Below are 25,215 nucleotides of genomic sequence, written 5' to 3'. Positions count from 1 at the left end.
AGCTTTATTTTTCTTTTGAAGCTTGTTGCTCTTCTTTTTTAATATCTGGTGGTTTACGAATAGAATCGTTTACGATACTATCTGTTTCCCGAGTCAAAGGTTTTGGATCATCTTCACGGTTTTGAAGATCTTTGGCTTTTAATTTAGATTGTTCAGGAATTTCTAATTCATCATCTGGCACATCTTCAAAAAACGCTCCTTCATCTTCCGGTAACTGAATTCCTTTGATTTTTGGTAATATAGGAATAGGTTTTCCTTTAAATAGGTCTTCAACTTTTTTTAGGCGTTCTTCACCTCGCCAATTAAATCCTGGTAAAATACGTGCATTTTCAGGAAATTGCGAAGGCGGATATAGTTTTCCGTCTACTTTTTTTAAGAAACGGATTCCAGTTATTTGTTGGCTTTCTAGATACATTTGAATGTCACTAGATAGGGTGTTGTTAATTCCTACAAGCTCCTCTTTATCATTTCTTGAGAAATAAATTACTTCGGCATTTTTATGTACGTTTACTGTATCTAATTCATTATTGGTAAATAAACCAATGAGTCGCTCACCTTTAACTTGATTGTATCCTGCGCTGTCTTTCTGAATTAAAAACGCATTATTAAACACTTTGAGTGTGTCTAGTTTTTCTGTTTTGGTGTCTGAAAGAATATGAATGGTGTCACCGGTCATTTGGTTTTCACCACTCCACAAAACAGGATTTCGTAATAACTTTGTAATGCCTGTTTTTTGATCTACAAAGATAGAGTCGCATTTTCCGCTAGTAGGTTGTTCACCTTCCAATCCACGTTTGAACATTCTAGCTCTATAAAAACCTTTAATAATTCTGTTTTCTGGTTTTCCGGTAACTTGGAGTGTGTCGGCGTGTACATAAATAGAGTCTTGATCACGCAAGGTTACTGCTACAGCTCTTTTGGTGATAAAAACCGAATCTTTCTCTCGAAAAACTTCTGCGTAATGACCTCTAATAATGCTTTTATTTACTGTATCTAGTACTTTAATATTGTTGGTAGCCGAGGCAAAACTTTTATTTTGGTCAAAGTATATACTGTCGCCGTATAGAATTCTGTTTTCATAATCTACGCGAGCATTTTTTACAAAGTGACCTGTTTTTGCGCGTGTATCATAATAACCACGGTCACAGTAGACAGTACTGTTTTTATTTTTTATAGTTGAAGGGCCATACAGATAAGCGCCTCCTGTTTCAGAGTAAAAGTCGAGTTGAGGTGAGTTTACGGTATAATCAGGGTTTTTGATAACCACATCTGACAGAAATTGATACTTCTTTGATGTTGCATAATAACGACCAATACGACTAGTAAGAGTACTTGCTGTGTCACGAACGGTGCCTCCCGTGCGGTAATAGGCCTGTTGTTTTATCCTATCAAAATAGAGAGTATCTGTTTTTAAAGTTGTTTTTGGGTCTTTAAAAAGGACATCCCCGCTGGCAAAAGCAAATTGTGTGTTACCGTTATACTCTGCATATTTACTGTTTAATGTTACGGTATCTGCTTGGTTTATTTTTACATTTCCGTATGCTTTTACAAAATTATCTTTTAGATACACATAAGCTTGGTCGCACCACATTTCGACACCTTCGTGAACGATATAAACTTGACCGGTCTCATCTTTGGTGTAAATAGCTGCATCGGGTAGTTCGGGTCTTATTTCTAAGTAACCCGACTCAATATCTACTTTAGCTTTTTTTGGGTCGTCTTGTGCATAAGCTGCTATCCCAATGAAAAGTAAACAGAATACTATGTTGAAATGTATTTTCAATATGAAATTATAACTTATATTCTGTAACGTAGTTTAGCTTTAATAAGTATATTATCGTTTTATTGTCTGCTTTCTATCTGGACCTACTGAAACTATTTTTATAGGTGTTTCTAGTTCTTTTTCTAAAAATGCGATGTAATCATTTAACTCTTTAGGAAGTTGATCAGAATTGTTCATTTTTGTTAAATCTTCTTTCCAACCATTCATTTCGGTATAAACCGGAGTTACGTTTTCTGCTTCAATATTGTATGGTAAGTGCTCGATGGTTTGACCTTTATATTTGTAAGCAGTGCAAACTTTTAATTTTTTAAAACCACTTAATACATCTGCTTTCATCATCATAAGCTGTGTAACACCGTTGACGTGAACAGCATACTTTAATGCTACTAAATCTAGCCATCCGCAACGTCTAGGTCTACCTGTAGTTGCGCCAAATTCATTACCAATCTTGGCCATTTTTTTTCCGTCTTCATCAAAAAGTTCGGTAGGGAAGGGGCCACTTCCTACTCGGGTTGTGTAAGCTTTAAATATTCCATACACTTCATTTATTTTACCCGGAGCCACTCCCAAACCGGTACAAGCACCTGCTGCGGTTGTATTTGAGGATGTTACAAATGGATATGTTCCAAAATCAATATCTAGTAAAGATCCTTGTGCACCTTCGGCGAGAATGGTTTTGTTGTCTTTTTGGGCTTTGTGAATGTATTCTTCACTATCGATAAAGGTTAGTGACTTAAGTACTTCAATTGCTTCAAAAAACTCAGCTTCTAATTCGGCTAAATCATATTGAATATCTACATTGTAGAAATCAATCATAGCCTCGTGCTTATTTGCTAAAGAGCGATATTTTTCTTCCCAGTTGTCTAATTCTAAGTCACCTACACGAATACCATTGCGACCTGTTTTATCCATATAGGTTGGTCCAATTCCTTTTAGGGTTGAACCTATTTTTGCTTTTCCTTTTGAAGTTTCACTAGCTGCATCAAGTAATCTGTGCGTTGGTAAAATAAGATGTGCTTTTCTTGAAATAAGCAGTTTCTTTTTTATATCTAGATTAAATTGCGCTAGGTTATCTAGTTCTTTTTTAAAAATTACCGGATCAATAACAACACCGTTACCAACAAGGTTTATGGCGTTATCGTGAAATATACCACTAGGGATAGTGTGTAACACGTGTTTTATGCCGTCAAACTCTAGGGTGTGACCTGCATTGGGTCCGCCCTGAAAACGAGCAATGATATCATAATTTTTTGTGAGGACATCAACGATTTTACCTTTTCCTTCGTCTCCCCATTGTAATCCAAGTAGTAAGTCTACTGCCATAATGTATTATTGATTGGTCTGTTTTTGTTTTCGATTTCCGTAGAAATAAAGCGAGTGTTTTGTAATCTCAATATCAAAAACTTCTTCGATTGTTTTTTTTATTGATTGTATGCGTGGGTCGCAAAACTCAATCACTTCGCCATCTGAAAGAATCACATGATCGTGTTGCTTGTCAAAATATGATTTTTCATAATGAGCTTGATTTTGCCCAAACTGATGTTTACGCACCAAACCGCATTCTAGTAATAATTCAATAGTATTGTAGAGTGTTGCACGACTTACTCGATAGTTTTTATTTTTCATATTGATGTAGAGTGATTCTATATCAAAATGTTCTTGATGGTCGTAAATCTCTTGAAGAATTGCATACCGCTCTGGTGTTTTACGATGCCCCTTTTCTTCTAGGTAGGTCGTAAAGACATTCTTCACAATTGCTTGATTATTTTTTTCAGTTTTAGTGCTCATAATAAAGGTGCAAAGGTACTTATTTTTAAACTCGTTTCACTTTATCTATACCGTTAATTTTTTTTAGCTTCATAACTAAGTTATCTAGTACATTTTTATTTTTTACAACAACGGTTACACGACCATTAAAAACGCCATCGTCACTATCAAAATGTACGCCTTTCATGTCTATATTCAAATTGTTTGAAATAAGCTTTGTAACGTTGTTTACCAGTCCTACTGCATCAATACCAGATATGATTAATTTTGCTTTAAATTCACGCTGAGTAGAGTCTATCCACTTAGCGGGCATAATGCGATAGTTAAAGTTGCTTTGCAATTGTAAAGCATTGGGACAGTTTTTTTTATGCACTTTTATACCATCATTGACGGTGACAAAACCAAAAACTTCATCTCCTGGAATAGGATTGCAACAATTTGCCATTTTATAGTCCAGTTTTTCTTCTTCTTTACCAAAAACTAATTGATCATACTTTTCGGTAATTTCATCTTTGTTTACATCTTGTGGTTTGTCTGGTTTTCTAATTTTGTTTTTAAAGAAATTAACAAACGCATTGCTTCTTGAAGAGGCAAAGTCTTTTAGTTTTTGATTGTCAATAATCCCTGCGCCTACCCGATAAAATAAGTCTAGACTGGTGTTAACTTTAAAGAACACAACTAGTTGATTGATAGTTTTTTCGTCTAGCGTTATCTTTAAAGACTTTAACTTTCTAGCTAGTATAATTTTACCTTCTTCAGCTAATCGTTTTTTCTCCTCTTTTAATGATGATTTAACCTTTGACCTAGCTCTACCTGTGGTAACATAATCTAACCAGTTTGCGGAAGGCTTACTTTTTTCTGAAGTTATAACTTCTACTTGATCACCACTTTTTAAAACGTGACTTAAGGGAACTAGTTTACCATTTACTTTTGTTCCTCTGGTGTGCATACCAACCTCGGTATGTACTTGAAAAGCAAAGTCTAGTGCAGTTGAACCTTTTGGTAGTGAAAATAAATCACCTTTTGGTGTAAAGACAAATATCTCTTTGGCATACAGATTCAGTTTAAACTCTTCAACAAAATCTACAGCGCTTATTTCAGAATTTTCTAATGTTTCTTGAAGTTTGTTTAACCAGTTGTCTAGACCGCCATCATCTTTCTCTTTGGTTTTATATTTATAGTGTGCTGCGTAGCCTTTTTCAGCAATTTCATTCATACGCTCGCTACGTATTTGCACCTCTACCCATCTTCCTTTAGGTCCCATTACGGTTATGTGAAGAGCTTCATAACCGGTAGATTTTGGAGAAGAAATCCAATCTCTAAGGCGCATTGGGTTGGGTCTAAAGTGGTCTGTAACAATTGAATATATTTTCCAAGCTAAGAATTTTTCGTTTTCTAAATCACTTTTATAAATAATTCTTACAGCAAACTTATCATAGACTTCTTCAAAACTTACATTTTGAGCAATCATTTTTCTGCGAATAGAAAAGATAGATTTTGGTCTTCCTTTTATATCATAATTAAGGTTCTCGGCATCTAGTGACTCTTTTAAAATATTTGAAAAAGTTTCTATGTAGGCGTCTTGCTCCTCTTTACTATCTTTTATTTTACTGTGAATGTCTTCATAAACATCGGGCTCGGTATATTTTAAGCCAAGGTCTTCCAGTTCGGTTTTAATGTTATAAAGACCTATGCGGTGTGCCATTGGGGCATAGATATATAAGGTTTCTGAAGCGATTTTTACTTGCTTGTGCGCCGGCATACTATCCATCGTTTGCATATTGTGCAAACGGTCTGCAATTTTTATGATAATTACTCTAATGTCTTCATTAAGGGTGAGCAGCATTTTTCTGAAATTTTCTGCTTGTAAAGAGACATCTTTATCATACGGCATTTTGGATATTTTGGTCAAGCCGTCTACTATGCGAGCCACGGTTTCACCAAATAACTGCTCAAGATCTGTAAGGGTGTATTCTGTATCTTCAACAACGTCGTGAAGTAGGGCAGCGGCAATAGAAGTTGCGTCCAGCCCAATTTCAGAAGCAACAATTTTTGCAACTGCTATTGGGTGAAATATATATGCCTCACCACTTTTGCGACGTTGATCTTTGTGAGCGTCAACGGCCACATCAAAAGCACTTCTTATTAATTTTTTATCTTCCGCGGTAAGCGTTCGATAACTAATTTTCAGAAGCTTTTTATATTCTTTGGCGAGTTGTTTTTTTTCGGCTTCTAAAACTGCTTCAGTCATAAATTAAATGTACGATTTCCTTAAGTATTAGACAACAAAAATCCCGCCATTTCTTTATTATTGAAATGAATTGTAATTACAAAATAAGAAAGTTATTCCTTTTTTCCTGAAGTTGATTTGTCTGTATAATCTTTCTCATGTGGTGGTGTTGAAATATCCACACGTGTTCTTGAAAGATAGATACCATCTTCTAATTGAGAAATATAGGCAACGAGCTTTTCACGAAGGCTGCAATGCAGTTGCCAAGTTGTTTTTGCGTCTTTGGCGCTACATAATGCTCTCAGTTTAACCGATTCTTCAGTCATATCTACTACTTCAACAACCGCAGGGTTTTCTTGATCCCAATCGTCTTCGTTTTTAAGTAACTTTTCAAATTCTGAACGTATTTTTGATACATCAACCCTATAATCTGCATACAAAATAATAGGTCTTATTTGATGTGAACTAGTCATAGACCAGTTTTCAAAAATATTTGAAATCACATATTTTAAGGGTACTACAAGGCGTCTTAAGTCCCACGTTCTTACAACCATATAGGTAAACCCTATTTCTTCAACATTGCCCCAGTCATCGTTAATTATCACTGTGTCACCTACTCGTACCGGTTTTGTAATTGCAATTTGAAGGCCGGCAAAAATATTACCCAAGGTGTTTTGGGCTGCAATACCAAGTATTACAGTTGCCACCCCGGCAGATGCTAATAATGAAATTCCTACTTTTTCTAAGGCTCTAAATTGTGAAATAATAATATAACCTCCAATTACTACCACAAGAAAGGTTACAATACGCCGCGCAACCGAAATATAGGTAAGCATTTTACGCGCTTCTTCATTTTCTTCTTCTGAAACATCGCCAATTTTATTCTCAGCGATATAAGTCATCAAATAATCTACAAATCGAGTAATGAACCATGTGATAGATCCAATAATTAAAACAATCAACGTGGTATAAACGATATTTGCAAATCCTCCCGATAAAGAAATTAAGTTATCCAGTAAGATGTAAAAAAACAAGGTGCCAAAAAGAATACCGGCAGGTTTTGCAAGTTTATTTGCAATGTGTTTTATCCAGTTTCTTTTTGACTTTCTAAGAATTTTTCTAAGCAAATAAGTAACCAACTTTCCAAAAAACCAAGCCATTACCAGTAAAAGGGCAATACCTAAAAACTTCCAAACTTGAAATCCTAAAAAATGTACTCTAGACCATTCAGGCATCATTTTGTCCAACTTTCTAGGGCCGTATTCTTGGTATAAATCTTCAATATTCTCTACCGTATTTGCAGATATAAGCCATAAAGCGCCATACTCTTTATATCGTATACGCTGCACTCGCATAACAATATCTCGTTCTCCCAATTGTACTTCACCAAAAACTACACTTCGTCTTGGTTTTCCGGCAATTGCTTGGTTGGTTGTAGTACTAATATCAATTTGACCATCTGGACGGTCTGAAAGCGCATCCCAGTCAATGTTTACTCTTTGGTTAATTACAAAGTATAGCTTTTCGGCTAGAATGGCTGCGTCTTCTTTGCTTGTGTTCTGCGGAAGTAAATTTAAGTTTAAAGCAAATAAAGCTTCATCGTATTTTCCGCTTCTAGACTTTAACACAAAATGCTCAAGAGCGGCTTGCGGTGTTCTTAAGTTGAACCCTTTAGGTGGTAATCCCACTTGATCATTAAGGCGGTTTACTTGGTAATAAGCTTCATTATAATCTGTAAAGGGGTTTGAGGCAAAATAGGCGCTATCTTCTATTACGCGTTTTTTGCTGGGTAGTTTACTTTCATCAACCGGTTTGACAGAGTCTTGCTCAGATTGTGCAGAAATATTTAAATTTCCGAAAAAGAGTAGTATGAATAAAGAGGTGAGGAAGTGTATGTTTTGTTTCATTGCTTTAAAATTAATGAAAATCAAGCATACTTAAAATCATTTTCCTCTTTTTAAACTTCTTAATCGTTCTAATAATGTAGGGTGTGAGTAGTGAACAAAAACATATGCAGGATGTGGTGTAAGATTGCTTAAACTGTTTTTTGATAGTTTTTTTAATGCTGAAATAAGAGGTAATGCATTAAATGTATTTTTTGCATAGGTGTCTGCTTGATATTCAAAGGCTCTTGATAAATAATTCATGATTAAACCGGTAACTTCAGATACGGGTGTGTATAAAATACCAAATGCAATTAGGCCTATGTGAAAAGATGGTTGTGTAACGTTTAATGCTTCAGAAAGTAAGGGGCTACCAATAAAAAGCGATAACAACCAAAGCGTAAATCCGGTTGTTACTATAGAAGCAATTAAATTTATAATGATGTGGTTTTTTTTATAGTGTCCTACCTCGTGTGCTAATACAGCAACTATTTCATCTTCTTCAAGATCGTTTAATAAAGTATCGAAAAGGGTGATTCTTTTTTCTCTTCCAAAACCAGAAAAATAAGCATTTGCTTTTGTACTTCTTTTTGAACCATCAATGACGAAAATTTTGTCTAATGTAAACCCAACTTTTGTTGCATAGGTTTCAATTTTTGACCGTAAGCTTCCTTCTTCTAATGGGGTTTGTTTGTTAAATAGTGGAACAATAAGCCGAGCGTAAAATAAATTTATAAACAATGAAAATACAGTGATAACGGCCCAAGCATAAAGCCAAAAGTAACTTCCGGTAGTTTGATAAAACCATATAATAGCACTTAACAAAAGACCACCAATTATAGCCATCATAAGCCAACCTTTCAATTTGTCAAGAATAAAGGTTGTTTTTGAGGTTTTATTGAATCCATATTTTTCTTCAATTACAAACGTGTTGTAATACCCAAAAGGCATCATAATAATATCACTGGCAAATAAAATAATTCCGAAGAAAAGTAATGCAACTCCTATTTCATTATCAGTTATAGAACGAGCAATGGCATCGACATACGCAAAACCATCAAGGAAGAAAAAAAGCAATGTTCCTATAATAGAAACAACCGATGTTATCACCCCAAACCTATATTTTTCTTTTTTATATGCCTGTGACTTTTTGTATTCGGTTTTATCATAAACATCTTCAATTTCTTCAGGTAATGCATCGTTAAAGTGCTTTGCATTTAAAAAATCTAGAATCTGATCAACAATAAAGTTAATAACAATAATTGCTATAATAATGTAAAATACAGTCTGTGGCGTCATAAATAGAAGAGTAGAAACAGTTAGTTAAAGCCCCGTTGTCTTTTGGCTTCAAAGATAAGAATTCCCGCTGCTACAGAAACGTTCATACTGTCAATTTCGCCTTGCATTGGGATTATGATATTTTGATTACTGTGTTGTAGCCATTCTTTTGAAAGTCCTGTTGCTTCAGTGCCAACAACTATAGCACAACCTTCTTTATAATCTTGAGTGTAATAAGGAGTAGAAGATTGTAAAGCAGCGCAATACATAGTAATATTACTTTCTTTTAAAAATGCAATAATTTCTGAAGTAGATCCTGTTGCAATGTTGTTGGTAAATACACAACCTACACTGCTACGTATAATGTTTGGATTGTAAATATCTGTTTTCATATCTGCAATGATTACGCCATCAAGATTTGCAGCGTCTGCAGTACGAAGAAGAGCACCTATGTTTCCTGGTTTTTCAGTAGCTTCTGCCACCAAAATAAGCGGATTTTTTGATGATAGAGTAAAATTTTCTAAACTATGCTCATTGCTTTTTGCTATAGCCAAGATTCCTTCGGTTGAATTTCGGTAAGCAAGTTTGTCGTAGACTTCGGTTGATATTTCTACAAAATCAGTTTCAGTATCACTAAGGTCTTTTAATACGTACAAATCTTCTTCTGCAATTATTTCTGAAGAGAATAAAACAGTCTTTATGATACAGTTTCCTTTTATGGCTAATGTAATTTCGCGTTGTCCTTCAATGGTAAACAATCCTGTTTTTTTGCGTTCACGAGATTTCTCCTGAAGCAAAGCAAATTGTTTGATTAATGGGTTTTGAAGACTTGAAATGTACTTTTCCATCGGGATGATATTACTTTTTTATAATTTGAATTTTAAAAAGCTTATCCCAATACTTTCCGGTAACGTACAGAATGTCTTTTTCTCCTTTGTATGCTATACCATTAAGTACGTTTACTTGAGGTGTTTGGGTTACTTTTTCTTTCAATCCGCTGAGGTCAATAACACCTTCAATTGCTCCATTTTCTGGATTTACAATTGCGATAGAAGACCGCTCCCAGACATTTGCATAAATTTTTCCTTCAACCCATTCAAGTTCATTCACTTTAGGTATTCGGCTAGAATGTGTGTACAATTCTATATGTCCTTGCTCTGATAGATTTTCTGGGTTGAGCATCCATATTTTTTCTGTACCATCGCTTTTAAAAATTGTTGAGTCGTTGTGACACAATCCCCATCCTTCTTTACTATGATTATATACAAAGCTTCCCGTGCGTTCAAGTGTATTTTTATCATAAATAAACCCAGTGTTTGCCTGCCATGTAAGTTGGTAAATTTTATCGTTCTTGATAGTTAATCCTTCACCAAAATATTTATTATCTAGGTTTACTTGTTGTAAAACTTCTCCTGTTTTGTAGTTGGTCTTTCTAAGCGTAGATTCACCTCGTTTTCCTGTACTTTCATATAAGGTGTCTCCTTCAAACTCAAGACCCTGAGTAAAAGCGTTGCTATCGTGTGGATAGGTTTCTAAAACTTTATAAGTATAAAGCTCTGGTTTTGTTTCTGATAGGATTAAAATCTCCTTGTTAACTGTAAAAGAATCTCCATCTGAATGTACAATGGCCTGAAGTTGTTGCTTGCCTAATTTTCTGTTTTTTAAAGAAATGGTTTGTTCTCTATTTTTTTCTGAAACACCCACTTTTTCATTGCGCAGTGAATATACAACAGAGTCAATTTCAGCTGCACTTTTACTTGTTATTGAAGCTATGAGATTGTCCGAGGGTTTGTATGCTTTTTTAGCTTCTTTAATTTGAATAGAAAATGGGTTTTTTTCTGCTTCGGGATTGTTTCCGCAGGAAGTTATGAAACAGGCTAAAAGGATAGCAACGAATAACTTAGATATCTTCATTTTATAAGTTGTGTTTTAATACTGAGTAAAAGTAAAAAATCGTCGTTAAAAACCATTGTTAAATATGGAAAACTACGTATCTTTGCAGCGGCAAGTCCTACACAACCAGCTCCTGTTTAATCCCCCAGGGCGGGAACGCAGCAAGGGTACACGGTCGTAGCGGTGTGATGTAGGTAGCTTGCCATTTTTTATGCGCTTAAGTGAACGTATTATTTCTTCAGCTTTTTTACATCAATTCTATTTTCATTAAAAGAAGAGGGTAGTAGTTTTGGAATAAATTTTATTAATAACGGTAGTAGCACCGTCCCTCCAGGTAATAAAAATATGGTAAGAGAAGGAATACTTTTACAAATGTCTAATAGTTGCGATTTCACTTTTTGTTTTTCTTCTACTGAAAGATCTCTAACGGTTGATTGACCAAGAAGAATTACCAACTCACCACTTTCTTCCAGTTCTTGTTGCAGTCTTTTTTTGTTACGAAGTATAAGTAACTTTACTGTAGCAGCAGATTGCCGATAAAACTGTTTTACAGGATGTTCATACTCAAAAAGTTTAATTTTTTTTGAATGTGATGACGAGAAGTTTTTTAAATCTGTCAAGTTTTTTTGAACATCTCCTTCTGAAAGTTGAAGCACAATAGCTAGTTGTTGCAAAAATTGATGCTCTGCGGTGTCTATTTCTCTATCATCCCAAACAGCCAGACAGCATAGATCTAAGAGAAACTGTTTGGTTAAATAATCATTATCCTCAAAATAACCAATACTTTCCAACGATGTAATCTCATCCAAAGGAATGTTTTTTTCAAAATATTCTGAAGAAGACTCAAACAGTTCAATTAAAAGAATATCATACTTGTTTTTTTGCTTCTTAGCTTGTAGCGCAAGAAAACAGCAAGTAATTAAGTTTTTTTCAAGTATTTGAGCTTCAGTTTTTATGTTTTTTGTTTCATTTAAAAACTTTTTAAACATCAACACATCTGTAAATAAAAGTGCGTAGGTCAATAGTGAAGCGGCATCTTTTTTTGTTATAAAATTTTGATCTTGTAAACGTGCTGTAAGAATTTTTTCAAGCGTTGCTTCTTTTGAATTTGATACCGAAAAACGGGTAAACCAATTTTTTCTGTGTTTTTCAAGTTGTTTGTAAAATGAAACAATGGTAGCAATGGTATTGTGGTTAATAGGCTGTTTTTTTTCAGTTTCATAAACCAAAAACAAGGAATGCAGTAAGTTTACTTTTGCAAATTCTTCTTTTGTAAAGCTTAACTTGCTTAGTTGTTGAGTGGTTAAACCTTTTACCGGAACACCATAAATAAAACCAGATTCTTTAAGGCTTTGATAATATGTTTTGTAAGAAGAAAAGCTAGAAGTTGCTTCATCAGAAGAATATTGATGTATAAATTTTGTAATCCAACCGCTTGCTGAAGGGTTCATTTTTTATTTTTTTAGCATTTTTCCCTTTAAAACATTACATTAACACAATATTAACAGCCGTCCTAAATCCGTAAATGTAATTTAGGCGTAAATGTAATAGAACTTAAATTAATCGATAAAAAACAATTATGAAAAAAACGAAAATTTTTGCAGCAATTGGCGGAATAGGATTGGTAGTGCTTTCTATATTCTTAGTCTCTGCAGATCATATTGATGCGCCTGCTGTAGAAGGTACAAAATCTGATATTGCAGATTTTTATGCATTTCAAGGTGAAAATACCAATAATTTAGTTTTTGTAACCAATGTTCAAGGCCTTATAACCCCTGAAAATACAAATGAAGCTGAATTTGATGAAAACGTATTAATTGAAATTAATATTGACAACGATAATGACCTTGTAGAAGATTTGGTTATTCAAGCTATTAAAAGAAAAGACACTATGTTTTTCTTTGGGCCTGCACAACCTCTTTCTACTGGTTTGGATAGTGAAATAATCACTGCAGCCTTGAGCGGAAAAGTAACCATATCAAATGCCGACGATGACGTTATAACTTCAGAACAAAATGGAATGAAGTTTTTTGCAGGACCAAGAGAAGATCCTTTTTTCTTTGATTTTGACCAGTATAATAGTGTTTTAGCAGGTTCTGCGCCAGATGGTTTTAACGATCCCGGTGTTGATACATTTGCAGGTACAAACGTACTCTCAGTAGTAGTCGAAGTACCCAAGTCTATGCTAGGTAATGGTGTTACAGGAGTAAACCCTTTTGCACCAGATACCCCAATGTATAATGTTTGGGTTGAAACTAAAAGAAAACAATAATTAACTACTGAATTTTTACTATTATGAAAACATATAAATATATTACTTTACTACTAACCATTTGTACTGCAACTTTATTTGTGCAGTGTGCAGATGATGATGATAATATTATTGACAATGCAACATGTTCAGACGGAATTAAAAATGGTGACGAACTTGGGATAGACTGTGGTGGTTCTGCATGTCAACCCTGCGACGAAGTTGTTGATTTTACAGGAACTTATTCACAAGAAGATCAAATGGGACGCCCAGGAATTAATACTGTATTTGGTAGCGATGGAATGAAAGATGCTTTTAATACAACCATTCCTTCTGAAATGGGAGCCGAATTTCAAGCTTCATTTGAAAGCAATTTATTAACCCTTAACCCAAATTACACTACAAACGCATTAGGTCTTGACGCAACTACTTTTACAACTGTTTTGGCAAATGATGTGCTTTGGGTGGCGCAAAACGGTACTACAAGTTACTTTAACGGAACAGAAATATTAACCGGTCGCGCCTTGCAAGATGATGTGATTGATACTTCATTATTATTAATATTTGGCGGACCCGACGGAACAGATAATAATAATGACCCAGATACTGAGCCATTGCTTACAAGTGATGGAGTTTCTTCAAATGATGCTACTTTTTCAAGCTCATTTCCGTATTTGGCAAATCCGTTTTAATTGAAACTTTAATTCTGAATATAAAAAGAGAACATACTAATGTTCTCTTTTTTGTTTAAAATACAACTTATGAAATATATTCTTTTACCCTTAATAGCTATAGTGTTTTTCAGTTGTTCAAACCGAAAAGAACAAAAAATAACACAAAGTGAAGATTACAATGTTTACTTAAAATCTGAAACAAATGCAAAATTGCAAAAAGCATTAAATAATAAAGAGTTTTGGTCAAAACGAATAGGAGAAGATACAAGTAAAATCACGGGTGTTACTGAGTTGGCTTCGGTATATTCATCAATATTTAGTGCTACAGGAGATGTAGAACAATTAAATATTTCAGAACAATTATATACCAAAGCCAAAAAACTTTCGGCCAAAAACAAAGACGCCTATTTACGTTCTTTGGCGCATACCTACATATCTCAACATCGCTTTAAAGAAGCTAAAAAACTTTTGGATAGTGCTTACACTTATAAAGATAATAGGTATGAAACCGAATTAATGCTTTTTGATGTTACAATGGAGCTAGGACTTTATAAAGAAGCAAATTCGTATTTGAAAAAGATTAAAAACAATAGTGATTTTAATTACTTAATTAGATTATCAAAATGGAGTGATTATCAAGGTAATCTAGATGAAGCTATAAAATATATGGAAAAAGCGATGCAAATAGCCGAATCTAGCGGAAAGAAACAACTTAAGGTGTGGAGTTATAGCAATCTAGCAGATTTTTATGGACACGCCGGAAGAATAAATGACGCCTACAACTATTATTTAAAGACATTAAAGCTAGACTCTGACAATGCCTATGCAAAAAAAGGAATCGCTTGGATTGCTTATTCTTATGAAAATGATACAAAAGAAGCCAATCGTATTTTAGATTCTATTTTAAAACAACACAAATCACCAGATTATTATTTGCTAAAAGCTGAAATAGCTGAACATAAAAACGAAATAAAAAATGTTGAAAAGTTTCAGAAACAATTCATGTCAAGTGTTGCAGAGAATAATTACGGCGCAATGTACAATACTTATTTGATTGAATTGTATGCAGAAACAGCCCCTCAAAAAGCACTCTCAATAGCTAATAAAGAGGTAGCTAATCGGGCTACTCCAGAAACCTATAGTTTATTAGCGTTAGCACAACTTAAAGCTGGGCAAAATGAGGAAGCGTTACATACAATCACTACTTATGTTGAAGGAAAAACCTTTGAGCCTATGGCTCAATATTATTCAGCGTTGGTTTATAAAGCCAATGGAGAAAATGATAAAATTAAACCTATAAAAAAAGAACTTGAAGGTGCTTCTTTTGAAATAGGTCCGGTTTTAACAAAAAAAGTTGCTGAATTATAAAACCGTAATGCGTTAATCTTCGTAAATGTAAATAGAAAGGTTGATAATCTATTTTGTATAGTGTCAACAACTGGTTATGCCGGTTTTTTCAGAGTTTTTTTGTTAGTTAAGCACCCTCTATAATTCTATAGGGGGTGCTTTAATTTTATATTAATGTAAAATTTTTATGGAGTAACTTGGCCTAGAGTATATAATTGATCCATAGTAGGTGTTTCACTACCACCTTCAGGTTCAAGCGTGATACCAAAAGCTTCTGTACTAGCAATATCACTCATATCAATTAAAAATAGTCTGTCTTTGGTTTCTATAGAAGAATCTAGTAAACCAACACTTGTAGGGGTGAGGGGTTGCATGGTTAAAGACCACACTTGATATACTTTACCACGAGGTGCTTCTGGTAATCCTTTAGCATCTATATATGCAACTTTGTCTTTTTTATTAAAATATACTTTGGCAAATGCTTGTGGAGCAACTGCTTGATTACCGGGTAAGGTATAAGTTGTATATTCTTTTGAACGTATTACGTCAAGCACTTCATTAGCGTCTGCTAGTTTTGTTTCAGCAGTCGTTACTTTTTCTTCAAGTACTGTATTTTGAGTAGTTGTGTATTGAATAGTGTTTTGAAGGTCATTTCGTTGCTTAAGCATCCAGAAAATACCTGCAATTGCCAATATTGCTGCAGCCCAGCCCGTGATAGCACCCCAGTTTGTTGATGGAGTTTTGCTTGAAATAGGCCTCACTTTTCTTATATTCTCAATTATTTGAGACCATATAAGAGCAGAAAGCGGAGGTGAAACAGTTTCAGCAAGTGTAATAACACTTGCTTCAATCATTTCTACTTGCTCTTTTACTTCAGGGTACTGCTCAATAGCTTCTTCTACTTCTTTTACTTCTTCAGAAGCTAAAGAACCAGCAACATAAAGCTCTAGATTTCCTGACTCTATTAATTCTTGTGCATTCATACTATCCTAATACAATTGTTTTTAAATCCTGCATACATTTTCTGTTACGCGTTTTTAATGTTCCTAAAGGTATGTTTATTTCTTTGGCAGCATCTTTTTGCGTATACCCTTTAAATATTAAAAAGTCGATAATTTTAATACAAGCAGGTTTTAAAGCGCTTAGATATTTTTTTATTCCAATAGCATTGGTCTTTTTATTTAAGTTATCTGACGCTTCAATAATATCTACGAAATTGGTTGTACTAAGGTTTTTCTTTGAATTTTTATAGGCTTTTGACCGAGTGGTGTCTATGGCTGAATTTCTAGCAATATTTAAGATCCAAGTGAAAAATCTACCTTTCTCAACTGAATATGATTTTGAATTATCCCAGATTTTAATGAAAACATCTTGCATCACTTCTTCGGCAACATTTTCATTTAGTACTATACTGTATATAATGCCAAACAAGGCTTCAGAATACATGGTATATAATTTTGAAAATGCTTTCTCATCTCCATTCTGCATGGAGATGATTAATTCGTTTGGTTGTTTCATTTTTTTGTTTTGTCTCGTAGCTAAAATAACTAATAATAAACTAAATAAAATAGGAATACCAAGTTAATTTTATGAAGCGGACTTGAAATATTCCCAAATTAAAGAATAAAACAATTATAGTAAATTAAATATCAAATTGGCAAAACAATGGTTTTTTAAATGAAATACTGTTAAAGTTAGGGCTTTATAAGTAAAAAATTTGAATAAAATGGAAATATTAATAGTTTTACAGAAATTAACCCCATTCCTAAAATTACTTTTTATGAGAAAAATTACAAAAGGTATCTTTTTGGCATTAAGTTGTTTGTTAGTCTCACAACTATATGCTCAAGATTTTACCAAAACTTTACAAAAAGAATTTCAACAAAAGTTGGAAAATACAGAGCTTACTTCTGCAGATTTAAACTGGAAAGTTTCAAGTCAACATGTAAGTAAAGCTAGTGGAGTAACTCATGTTTACTTTAATCAAACTCTTAATGATATTGCAATTAAAGGGACTGAGTCTAGCTTACATATTTTACCAAACGGAAAAAAACTTTCCGGTACTTTAAACTTTATTAAAAATGCTTCAGATAAAGTAAAAGGAGCCAAGATGCCTTCATTAACAGCAGAACAAGCGGTTCAAGCAGCTGCGCAACGATTAGGATATACTGTAAACGGTTCTCTTTCGGTTATTCAAAGAAAAAATCAAGCCAATCAAGAGACATTATTAGACAAAGGTGGAATATCGCTAAGTCCAATCCCTGCAAAATTAGTGTATCAAAAAGTAAATGATGACCTTATTTTATCTTGGGATATTTCTATTCAAGAAAAATCACGTAAAGACTGGTGGAATGCTCGTATAGATGCAGCAACAGGAAATCTTTTAGATAAAAATAACTGGATGCTTACGTGTACTATGGATCACGACCACAATCACGATAAAGAAGTATTGGACTATAATAAGAATCTTTATGATATTCCTAATTATGAAGAAAAAATGGCAGAAACAGCTGGATGTACAGAATGTTATGAGGTTTTTGAAATGCCGCTAGAAAGTCCTTATTATGGTGATCGTACTATTGTAACAGATCCTGCACATCCAGTAGCCTCTCCTTTTGGATGGCATGATACAGATGGAGTAGAAGGACCAGAATTTACTACTACTCGTGGTAATAACGTAGATGCTTTTGAAGCAGGAAACAATTCTGGGTATAGACCAGACGGCGGATCTTCATTAGACTTTACAGGGTATGCTTTTAATCAATCTTGGACAGGTTCAAACCAATATGAAGACGCTTCAATCTCACACTTATTTTATATAAACAATTACATCCATGATGTAATGTATCAATATGGATTTGATGATGTAAGTGGTAACTTCCAAGAAAACAATTATGGTAATGGCGGTCAAGGAAGTGACTCTGTAGATGCAAATGCACAAATTTCTGAATGGTGTAATGCTACTTTTGGAACACCACCAGACGGTCAAAATCCATCTATGAACATGTATATCTGTAATGATAAGGACGGTTCATTTGATAACTTAGTTGTAATTCATGAATTTTCACATGGTACTTCAAATAGACTTACTGGAGGAGGATCAAATACAAATTGCTTAAACAACTCTGAGCAAATGGGCGAAGGATGGAGTGATTTTTATGGAGTAATTTTAACCATGAGACCAGGAGATGTTGCAGAGGACCCTAGAGCTGTAGGAACGTATCTTTTTGGTCAAGGTCAAAATGGAGATGGTATACGAAGCTATCCATACAGTACAGACTTAAGCGTAAACCCAGATACATATAGTGATATTAATGGAGTTTCAAGCGTACACAGAATAGGTTCGGTTTGGGCTGAAATGTTATGGGAAATGTCTTGGGCATTAATGAATGAATACGGAATTGATGAAGACATTTACAACTTTACTGGAGATGTAAATCAAGACGCAGGAAATGTTATGGCTATGGCGTTAGTTACAGAAGGTATGAAACTACAGCCTTGTAGCCCTGGTTTTGTAGATGGTCGTGATGCTATATTAGCAGCAGATCAAGCTATATACGGCGGAGCAAACGAATGTTTAATTTGGGAAGCTTTTGCAAAAAGAGGACTAGGTTATAGCGCATCTCAAGGTTCTTCAAACAGTACAAGCGATGGTACAGAAGCCTTTGATCTTCCTCCATCTGAAGCAGATTTTTCTGCTCCTGAAGATGTTTGTGCAAGCTCTGAAGTTCTTACAAACTTATCAGGCGGAAGCCCAGCAGGAGGGATTTACAGCGGTCCCGGTGTAACTGATGATGGTAATGGTCTTACTTATTCTTTTGATCCAGCTGCGGCCGGAGTAGGGGTACACACCATTTCATATGAAGTTCCAGAAGCACAATGTACAACAGCTTCAACAGATACAGATACCATTGAAGTATTAGCTATTCCAGATAGCCCGGTAACTCAAGGGGTTTCAGATTTTTGTATAGGAGATGAGGTGACTGTTACTGCAACACTTAACGACCCTTCAAATGTAATAGGGTGGTATGATGCAGAATTTGGCGGAAACCTTCTTTCAGAAGGAGAAATATATACATTTACACCTACAGAAAGTACAACGGTTTATGCACAAGAAAACCCTGCAGGACCATTATCAAAACTTGTAATTTCTGAAGTTACCTTAGAAACACCAGATAGATTTGAAATTCAAAATGTAGGTGTTGCACAAGATTATTCAGGATATACAGTAGCGGTTAGTGAAGATCCATACGTAGATGTTAACGCTATGAACTCTATTACTCAAACGCTTGGCGAGATGGATGCAAATTCAGTAGTTCAGTACAATGATGATAGTGGTTCAAACTATTGGGGTAATAACTTGTATTGGGACAATGAAGGAACCGGATGGATTATAATTATAGATGATGAAGGTAATGTTGTAGATTCAGTATTCTGGAACTTTACTGAAGCTGAAATATCTGGATTGAATATTACAATCAATGGGTTTAACATTACAGCTGCAGATCTTGATTGGTCTGGTGATGGCGCAGATTTATTAGCCAACTGTAGCGGTTCTTTCCGAAGAGTTGGAGATAGCGATGCTGCTGCAGACTGGAGCGGTAGTTGTGAGGCTTCAGATTATGGAGCGCCAAATGATGATATTAATGTTTCTGCTTTTGAGGGATGTTTAGCATCACGTACAGCTACTGAAGTTACAGCTGAAGATATTGCACCTGAAGTTACTTGTCCTTCAGATGTTGCAGTTCAAGTTGAGGAAGGTCAATTATTTACAGTTCCAGATTATACAGGTGATACAACGGCTACAGATAATTGTGTTTCTACACCAAGTATCTCTCAAGATCCTGCACCTGGAACCGAAGTAGGACTTGGTACAACCGTAATTACTATGACGGCTTCTGATGGAGAAAATGAAGGTACGTGTACGTTTAATTTAATTGTAGAAGAAGTACTAAGCATTGGAGATTTAGACTTTTACAATGGTATTGCTTTGTACCCAAACCCAACAACAGGTCAAGTAACCTTGTCAAACGTGAGTGATAAAGCTTTAACCAAAGCTGTAATTACAGACATTAACGGACGTATTATTCAGCAAATAGATCTTACAAATGCAGATGTTGAAACCATCATCTCGATGGAGCAATATGCATCTGGAATGTATTTTGTAAAAATTGAAGCTACAGATGCTAGTATTGTAAAGCGTATTGTAAAGCAATAAAAAGTATATAGTTTTAAGTTAAAAAGCCTCGTTTTCTGAAACTGAAAACGAGGCTTTAATTTTTGGTATTGTTTTTGGTTATATATAATTAGAAAAATAATATGAAACATACAGTAAACGATTAAAGTCCCTAAAAAGAAACATATTATCTCATAAAAAAGACCTTTCTATCAAGAAAGGTCTTTTTTTAATGATTTATATATTATTAATTACTGAATAACGCCTCCACAAAGAACGCGCGCACCAGCAGCACCTGAGGGTTGTGATGTAAAATCATCTGCTCCACCGTGTACAATAATTCCTTTACCTACAATGTTTTTGTTTTCATCATCACATCCTATGCACCATTCATCAGTTTGCATAGAGATAGTAGCATTACCGTTTTCATCGGCTTCCATATTACCTATATCACCTTTATGATATCCGTCTGAGCTTCCCCATTTACCATGATTCTCAAAAGTTGGGTTCCAATGTCCACCTGCAGATTTGCCATCAGGCGCAGAACAATCTGCATTTTCGTGAATATGAATTGCGTGTGTCCCCGGGGTAAGTCCAGAGATTTTTGCTTTCATCATCACCATTCCGTCTTTTTGAGTAAAAGAGACTTTACCACTTGCAGAGCTTTCACTTTTTGGTTCAAGAGTAATGGTCATTGACGTGCCATCATTCATATCTTTTTTCTCTTGATTCATTTTTTGGTCTATGTCTGTTTTTTCAGACTTTTCCATTTGATCCATTTGTTTTTCTTCCTTTTTCTTACCGTCATTACAACTTGTAAATGCCATAAGAGCTAAGGCCGAAAATAATATACTTACTTTTTTCATGAGTATTTACTTTAAATTTTTGGTTTCAGTTAGAATAAAGGTAAAAGGAAAGGATACCAAAACCAACATTTTAAAAAAATCTTAGCATTTAGGTAGAATAGAAACGTTAGGTGTAAAGCTTCTTTTTTTAAAGTTAATTAATCAATAACAGTAGTAATTACTTGCGTTTCAGAATGAAGAGTTTTATGAACAGGACATTTATCGGCAATTTGTATTAAACGTTTTGTTTGTTTCTCATCAAGATTACCTTCAAATTTAATTTGTCTAATAAAGGTATCAATTTTTGCAGAAGGGTCTTCACAGTTTTCACAATCTTGTGCATGTCTTTTTTCATAGCTAGTATGAACTTCAACATTTTCTAGATCCCATTTTTTACGTTTTGAATACATTTGAATAGTCATAGCAGTGCACGCCGAAAGTCCTGCAGAAACATATTCATATGGAGAAGGGCCAAAGTCATTTCCACCAAAACTTTTAGGCTCATCTGCAAGCATATAATGAGCACCTATTTTTAGATTGGTAGTAAAAGCATCTTCTTTATCTAGACTGGCTACTACATCATGTTTTGAAGAAATTTTTTGTTCTTCTGGAATTAAAACATAGCGAGAAGCCCACGCAGCTATCGTCTTTCCGGTATAGATTGAATCACTTTTATTGGTTAATAAATGGTCTGCACCATCAAGTGAAATAAAACTTTTTGGGTGATGGGCTGCAATGTATAACTCTTCTGCATTATTAATCTCTACCAGCGTGTCTTGTGGTGAGTGTAAAATTAAAATTGACTTGCGTAATTTTTTTAAAGTCTCTGGTAGCGATTTGGTTTTTAAATCGTGTAAAAATTGCTTTTTTATGGTAAAGGGACGACCACTCAATTGTACTGTAGCTACACCTTCAGTTTCTATTTTATCAATATCGTTTTGCAGTAAATGTGTAACATGCTCTGGATTACTAGGAGAACCTATGGTTGCTATTGCTTTGACTGATGTTATTTGTTCAGCAGCAAAAATAATAGCTGCTCCGCCTAATGAATGACCTACGAGTAGGGAAGGAGCTTTATATTCTTTTGAAAGATAGTCTGAAGCAGCAATTAAATCTTCAACGTTTCCTGAAAAGTTTGTGTCTTCAAAGTCGCCTTCACTTTCTCCCAATCCAGTAAAATCAAACCGAAGTACGCCAAAACCCGCCGAAGTAAGTGATTTACTAATATTACGTACCGCCGATAAGTTTTTTGTACAAGTAAAACAATGTGCAAATATTGCAAAATTATGGGGTTGTTGATTAGCCGGTAATTCAATGCGGCCTACTAATTTTTGACCCTCATTATTTTCAAAATCTACTTTTTGTGTATTCATGATTTACTTTTTTCTTTAGTAAAGTCGGGTGTAAAGGTGATTCCTATCAAAATTCTGTCAAAATCTGGTCCATCAAGGTGAATTCTTTGATAACCAACTCTAGATTTGAGTAAGTCATTAATTTTATGACTAACACCAAATCCCAACCAATTTTGAGCAAAAGTAGGCTCATCACCAACGTTAAGCCAGATTTCATTATATACATCTGCACTCCAATTATTTAAAAAGGGATAGGTTATTTTAAACATATACCTAAACCAGTGTCGAGTGTCTGTTTCTTGATCTCTTACAATAAACCTATTTTCAAGTCTAGCGCGGTGGTCTACCTTCACGCTACCTACATTGTGATCTAGATACACATCTTCAACAATCCTATGTTCATCAAAAGCAGGTGGTGTAGCTTCTAGATATGAAAAATCATTTCTGAAATATGCATATCCAACACCTACAGAAAGACCTTCCATAACACGATATTTTACACCTGTTCTTATCTTAAATTGTTGTATCTCACTCGCAATTTCGTAAAACCTAAACTGTGTTTGAGCTTGTACACTGAATTTTTCTGAAATTTTACTGTTTGAACTTAAAATATACCAAGCACCAAGTTCATCTTCGGCATTGTTTTGGGCAAATAATGGGGTTAAACCTAGAAGGAAAACAAGAATAACAATTCTTTCTTTAATCATAGTAAACATTTTTTTAGGGATAATATATAAAAATAATACTGATGGCATAATTCTTTAAAAGGAATTTACCATCAGTATTATGTTTTTTAATTTAAGAAGGATTGAATTACATTCCTGTATCCATCCCTTGCTGTCCTACACCTTTTAAATACTTGTCTAAAAAGTCTTTAATTTTTCCGTAGGCTTCTATTTGATTTTCTTTTTTCACAAAGCCATGGCCTTCATCTTCAAATAAAACATATTCAACAGGGACACCATTTTTCTTTACGCCTTCAACTATTTCATCACTTTCTACCTGTAATACACGTGGGTCTTGAGAACCTTGCAATACCATAAGAGGCTTAGTCACTTTATCGGTGTGGAAAAGTGGCGATATTTCACGTAACCGAACAGAATCTGCAGTGTTTGGGTCTCCCATTTCAGTATAAAGAGCTTCTTTAAAAGATTCCCACCATGGCGGAATACTTTTTAACGTGCGAAGCCAATTGGTAACACCAAAAAGGTTTACTCCAACATCAAATTGATCAGGAGCGTAGGTTAAGGCTGCCATTGTCATAAAACCACCATACGATCCGCCAATAATACCTATTTTTTCTCCATCAATCACTTCTTGTTCTGCCAACCAATCTTTACCGGCAATACAATCTTTCAAATCTTTATCGCCATGGTTTTGGTCATCCATTTTATAAAAACTTTTTCCGTAGCCACTGCTTCCGCGGTTATTTACAGCCAAGACTGCATAACCGTGATTTACCAAGTATTGAATTGTAGAGTTAAACCCTTGGCGAGATTGACCACCGGGACCTCCGTGAACCCACACAAGGGCTGGTACTTTGTTGTCTACAGAAGCCTGCTTGGGTTGATAATATATAGCAGGGATTTCTAATCCGTCAAAAGATTTATACCGTACTACTTCTGCTGAAACTAAATCATCAGGATTTATTTCTTTGTTTAAAACATCGGTAAGTTTTACTTTTTCTTTTGAATTTAAGTTATAAGAATACGAGTTGGTTGGGGTATTTGAACCACCAACACTTAGCAACGCCATAGTTTCATCTCTTGAGAAATTGGCACTATTGATACTTTGTCCTTCAATTTCAGGAAAATCAACGACATTACCTGTAGCTACTTCTTTTACTTCCATTTCGGTTTTGGCATCGGCATTTATAAACATAATTTGGTATGTGCCATTATGTGTGAAGTAAAAACCTGTGATATCCCAATTGCGTTCAGCTACTTTTTCAGATGTGCCTTCAGCGATGTTATATTTCATAAGTGTGCTGTATTCACCATCTGCATCTGTGGTGTAGTACAATGACTTTCCGTCTGGTGAAAAATCTTGAGGTGAATTACCGCTAAGGGTATCGTTAATTTTTGTCTTTTTTCCGGTTTCGGTATTTAAAAGATATAAATCACTGTCATTTGTATTTATAGATTTTGATAGAGCAATATATTTTCTGTCTTCGGTCATGCCGCCAAAATCCATTCCGTCTTCATTTTTATAAATCATTTTTGGGGTAAAACTTTCAATATCCATCTCATAATGATCCATAAACTTTGAGTCGCGCTCATTGCTTCCGTAGAAAAAACTTTTTCCATCTTTTGACCAACCTCTGAATAGTGCTCTAACTTTTTGGGTAGGAGTAAGAGCTTTTATTCCGGAGCTGTCTTTCATATAGATTTTATAGATTTCATCTCCATTTCCGTCCATGCGAAAGAGAATTCTATCATCATTTGGAAAATACGAAATTCCAAATACCGAAGCACTATCAGATTTTGTAATAGGGCTTAACTCGCCTCCAGATGCCGGAACAGTATACATATTGTAAATACCAGACCGGTTACTGGTCATTAATACCTTTGATTTGTCTGGAGCATAGCCGTTTGCAAAGGCATTTTCATTGTTCATAAATTGCTCAATGGAATATTGTTGAATTTCTTCCACTTGAGCTGTTTCTTCCTTTTTCTCTTCTTTGCAGGAGATAAATAGAAGAAACCCTAAACTGAGTAAAATGAGTTTTTTCATATG

At 34.7% G+C, this 25,215-nt stretch carries 19 protein-coding genes and 1 other RNA gene; 5 read left to right on the top strand and 15 right to left on the bottom strand.

What is annotated here, in order from left to right; all coding sequences use genetic code 11:
* Positions 1-4: 4 nt before the first annotated feature.
* The 8 genes from INR76_RS13320 to INR76_RS13285 form a co-directional block, all read right to left on the bottom strand.
* On the bottom strand, positions 5-1,783 hold the full coding sequence (locus tag INR76_RS13320) for an OstA-like protein (RefSeq protein ID WP_223108444.1): 1,779 nt from the start codon (positions 1,781-1,783) through the stop codon (positions 5-7).
* Positions 1,784-1,834: 51 nt separating this feature from the next.
* Positions 1,835-3,106 carry an adenylosuccinate synthase gene (locus tag INR76_RS13315; protein WP_223108443.1) on the bottom strand — a complete coding sequence of 424 codons (1,272 nt, stop codon included), beginning with the start codon at positions 3,104-3,106 and terminating at the stop codon, positions 1,835-1,837.
* A 6-nt stretch (positions 3,107-3,112) separates the two neighbouring features.
* Positions 3,113-3,571, bottom strand: coding sequence for a Fur family transcriptional regulator (locus tag INR76_RS13310; protein ID WP_223108442.1), 459 nt, complete (start codon positions 3,569-3,571; stop codon positions 3,113-3,115).
* Positions 3,572-3,596: 25 nt separating this feature from the next.
* Positions 3,597-5,801 (bottom strand): bifunctional (p)ppGpp synthetase/guanosine-3',5'-bis(diphosphate) 3'-pyrophosphohydrolase, encoded by a 2,205-nt coding sequence (locus INR76_RS13305; RefSeq protein WP_223108441.1) that lies wholly within the window; start codon positions 5,799-5,801, stop codon positions 3,597-3,599.
* A 92-nt stretch (positions 5,802-5,893) separates the two neighbouring features.
* Positions 5,894-7,687, bottom strand: a complete 1,794-nt coding sequence (locus tag INR76_RS13300) for a mechanosensitive ion channel family protein (protein ID WP_223108440.1) — start codon at positions 7,685-7,687, stop codon at positions 5,894-5,896.
* Positions 7,688-7,723: 36 nt separating this feature from the next.
* Entirely contained in the window at positions 7,724-8,962 is a 1,239-nt protein-coding gene (locus INR76_RS13295) for a M48 family metallopeptidase (protein WP_223108439.1), read from the bottom strand.
* A 20-nt stretch (positions 8,963-8,982) separates the two neighbouring features.
* Positions 8,983-9,789 carry an RNA methyltransferase gene (locus INR76_RS13290; RefSeq protein WP_223108438.1) on the bottom strand — a complete coding sequence of 269 codons (807 nt, stop codon included), beginning with the start codon at positions 9,787-9,789 and terminating at the stop codon, positions 8,983-8,985.
* A gap of 10 nt (positions 9,790-9,799) precedes the next feature.
* Positions 9,800-10,855, bottom strand: a complete 1,056-nt coding sequence (locus INR76_RS13285; RefSeq protein WP_223108437.1) for a glutaminyl-peptide cyclotransferase — start codon at positions 10,853-10,855, stop codon at positions 9,800-9,802.
* A gap of 88 nt (positions 10,856-10,943) precedes the next feature.
* On the opposite strand from INR76_RS13285, the gene ffs reads away from it, so the two are divergent.
* Positions 10,944-11,042: signal recognition particle sRNA small type (gene ffs, locus INR76_RS13280), an RNA gene on the top strand.
* 22 nt (positions 11,043-11,064) lie between these two features.
* On the opposite strand, the gene INR76_RS13275 is transcribed toward ffs, so the two are convergent.
* A complete protein-coding gene (locus INR76_RS13275; protein ID WP_223108436.1) occupies positions 11,065-12,285 on the bottom strand; it encodes an LETM1-related biofilm-associated protein in 1,221 nt (406 codons plus the stop codon).
* A gap of 128 nt (positions 12,286-12,413) precedes the next feature.
* Here INR76_RS13275 and INR76_RS13270 point away from each other — a divergent pair, with 128 nt between their 5' ends.
* From INR76_RS13270 to INR76_RS13260, 3 genes are all read left to right on the top strand, one after another.
* Positions 12,414-13,106: a DUF4331 family protein gene (locus INR76_RS13270; protein ID WP_223108435.1), complete on the top strand. Its 693-nt coding sequence runs from the start codon at positions 12,414-12,416 to the stop codon at positions 13,104-13,106.
* A 23-nt stretch (positions 13,107-13,129) separates the two neighbouring features.
* Complete coding sequence (locus INR76_RS13265; RefSeq protein ID WP_223108434.1) at positions 13,130-13,777, top strand: DUF4331 family protein; 648 nt, start codon at positions 13,130-13,132, stop codon at positions 13,775-13,777.
* Positions 13,778-13,846: 69 nt separating this feature from the next.
* Complete coding sequence (locus tag INR76_RS13260; protein ID WP_223108433.1) at positions 13,847-15,127, top strand: lipopolysaccharide assembly protein LapB; 1,281 nt, start codon at positions 13,847-13,849, stop codon at positions 15,125-15,127.
* A gap of 164 nt (positions 15,128-15,291) precedes the next feature.
* Here the strand turns inward: INR76_RS13260 and INR76_RS13255 are convergent, their stop codons facing one another.
* Together INR76_RS13255 and INR76_RS13250 are read right to left on the bottom strand one after the other, a co-directional pair.
* Positions 15,292-16,089 (bottom strand): anti-sigma factor domain-containing protein, encoded by a 798-nt coding sequence (locus tag INR76_RS13255; protein ID WP_223108432.1) that lies wholly within the window; start codon positions 16,087-16,089, stop codon positions 15,292-15,294.
* Between the two features lies 1 nt (position 16,090).
* Complete coding sequence (locus INR76_RS13250) at positions 16,091-16,624, bottom strand: RNA polymerase sigma factor (RefSeq protein ID WP_223108431.1); 534 nt, start codon at positions 16,622-16,624, stop codon at positions 16,091-16,093.
* Between the two features lie 262 nt (positions 16,625-16,886).
* Between INR76_RS13250 and INR76_RS13245 the strand changes: the two genes are divergently transcribed.
* Positions 16,887-20,324: a M36 family metallopeptidase gene (locus INR76_RS13245; protein ID WP_223108430.1), complete on the top strand. Its 3,438-nt coding sequence runs from the start codon at positions 16,887-16,889 to the stop codon at positions 20,322-20,324.
* A gap of 209 nt (positions 20,325-20,533) precedes the next feature.
* Here INR76_RS13245 and INR76_RS13240 read toward each other — a convergent pair whose 3' ends face one another.
* The 4 genes from INR76_RS13240 to INR76_RS13225 form a co-directional block, all read right to left on the bottom strand.
* Positions 20,534-21,148: a superoxide dismutase family protein gene (locus INR76_RS13240; protein ID WP_223108429.1), complete on the bottom strand. Its 615-nt coding sequence runs from the start codon at positions 21,146-21,148 to the stop codon at positions 20,534-20,536.
* A 137-nt stretch (positions 21,149-21,285) separates the two neighbouring features.
* On the bottom strand, positions 21,286-22,500 hold the full coding sequence (locus INR76_RS13235; RefSeq protein ID WP_223108428.1) for a bifunctional alpha/beta hydrolase/OsmC family protein: 1,215 nt from the start codon (positions 22,498-22,500) through the stop codon (positions 21,286-21,288).
* Positions 22,497-23,186 (bottom strand): DUF2490 domain-containing protein, encoded by a 690-nt coding sequence (locus tag INR76_RS13230; protein WP_223108427.1) that lies wholly within the window; start codon positions 23,184-23,186, stop codon positions 22,497-22,499. The genes INR76_RS13235 and INR76_RS13230 overlap by 4 nt, the downstream gene beginning before the upstream one ends.
* A gap of 106 nt (positions 23,187-23,292) precedes the next feature.
* Positions 23,293-25,212: a S9 family peptidase gene (locus tag INR76_RS13225; protein WP_223108426.1), complete on the bottom strand. Its 1,920-nt coding sequence runs from the start codon at positions 25,210-25,212 to the stop codon at positions 23,293-23,295.
* Between the last annotated feature and the right edge of the window lie 3 nt (positions 25,213-25,215).

It is taken from the genome of Marixanthomonas sp. SCSIO 43207, assembly GCF_019904255.1.
Lineage (GTDB): Bacteria > Bacteroidota > Bacteroidia > Flavobacteriales > Flavobacteriaceae > Marixanthomonas.
Note: the sequence above shows the minus strand (reverse complement) of the source record. Positions and strands in the feature narration are given on the sequence as shown.

Bases quoted from the DNA above. Each gene is read 5' to 3' on its own strand.
- INR76_RS13270 (WP_223108435.1), top strand. From the start codon at position 12,414: ATGAAAAAAACGAAAATTTTTGCAGCAATTGGCGGAATAGGATTGGTA.
- INR76_RS13310 (WP_223108442.1), bottom strand. From the start codon at position 3,571: ATGAGCACTAAAACTGAAAAAAATAATCAAGCAATTGTGAAGAATGTC.
- INR76_RS13305 (WP_223108441.1), bottom strand. From the start codon at position 5,801: ATGACTGAAGCAGTTTTAGAAGCCGAAAAAAAACAACTCGCCAAAGAA.
- INR76_RS13255 (WP_223108432.1), bottom strand. From the start codon at position 16,089: ATGAATGCACAAGAATTAATAGAGTCAGGAAATCTAGAGCTTTATGTT.
- INR76_RS13230 (WP_223108427.1), bottom strand. From the start codon at position 23,186: ATGATTAAAGAAAGAATTGTTATTCTTGTTTTCCTTCTAGGTTTAACC.
- INR76_RS13250 (WP_223108431.1), bottom strand. From the start codon at position 16,624: ATGAAACAACCAAACGAATTAATCATCTCCATGCAGAATGGAGATGAG.
- INR76_RS13235 (WP_223108428.1), bottom strand. From the start codon at position 22,500: ATGAATACACAAAAAGTAGATTTTGAAAATAATGAGGGTCAAAAATTA.
- INR76_RS13315 (WP_223108443.1), bottom strand. From the start codon at position 3,106: ATGGCAGTAGACTTACTACTTGGATTACAATGGGGAGACGAAGGAAAA.
- INR76_RS13285 (WP_223108437.1), bottom strand. From the start codon at position 10,855: ATGAAGATATCTAAGTTATTCGTTGCTATCCTTTTAGCCTGTTTCATA.
- INR76_RS13225 (WP_223108426.1), bottom strand. From the start codon at position 25,212: ATGAAAAAACTCATTTTACTCAGTTTAGGGTTTCTTCTATTTATCTCC.
- INR76_RS13300 (WP_223108440.1), bottom strand. From the start codon at position 7,687: ATGAAACAAAACATACACTTCCTCACCTCTTTATTCATACTACTCTTT.
- INR76_RS13240 (WP_223108429.1), bottom strand. From the start codon at position 21,148: ATGAAAAAAGTAAGTATATTATTTTCGGCCTTAGCTCTTATGGCATTT.
- INR76_RS13265 (WP_223108434.1), top strand. From the start codon at position 13,130: ATGAAAACATATAAATATATTACTTTACTACTAACCATTTGTACTGCA.
- INR76_RS13245 (WP_223108430.1), top strand. From the start codon at position 16,887: ATGAGAAAAATTACAAAAGGTATCTTTTTGGCATTAAGTTGTTTGTTA.
- INR76_RS13295 (WP_223108439.1), bottom strand. From the start codon at position 8,962: ATGACGCCACAGACTGTATTTTACATTATTATAGCAATTATTGTTATT.
- INR76_RS13260 (WP_223108433.1), top strand. From the start codon at position 13,847: ATGAAATATATTCTTTTACCCTTAATAGCTATAGTGTTTTTCAGTTGT.
- INR76_RS13290 (WP_223108438.1), bottom strand. From the start codon at position 9,789: ATGGAAAAGTACATTTCAAGTCTTCAAAACCCATTAATCAAACAATTT.
- INR76_RS13275 (WP_223108436.1), bottom strand. From the start codon at position 12,285: ATGAACCCTTCAGCAAGCGGTTGGATTACAAAATTTATACATCAATAT.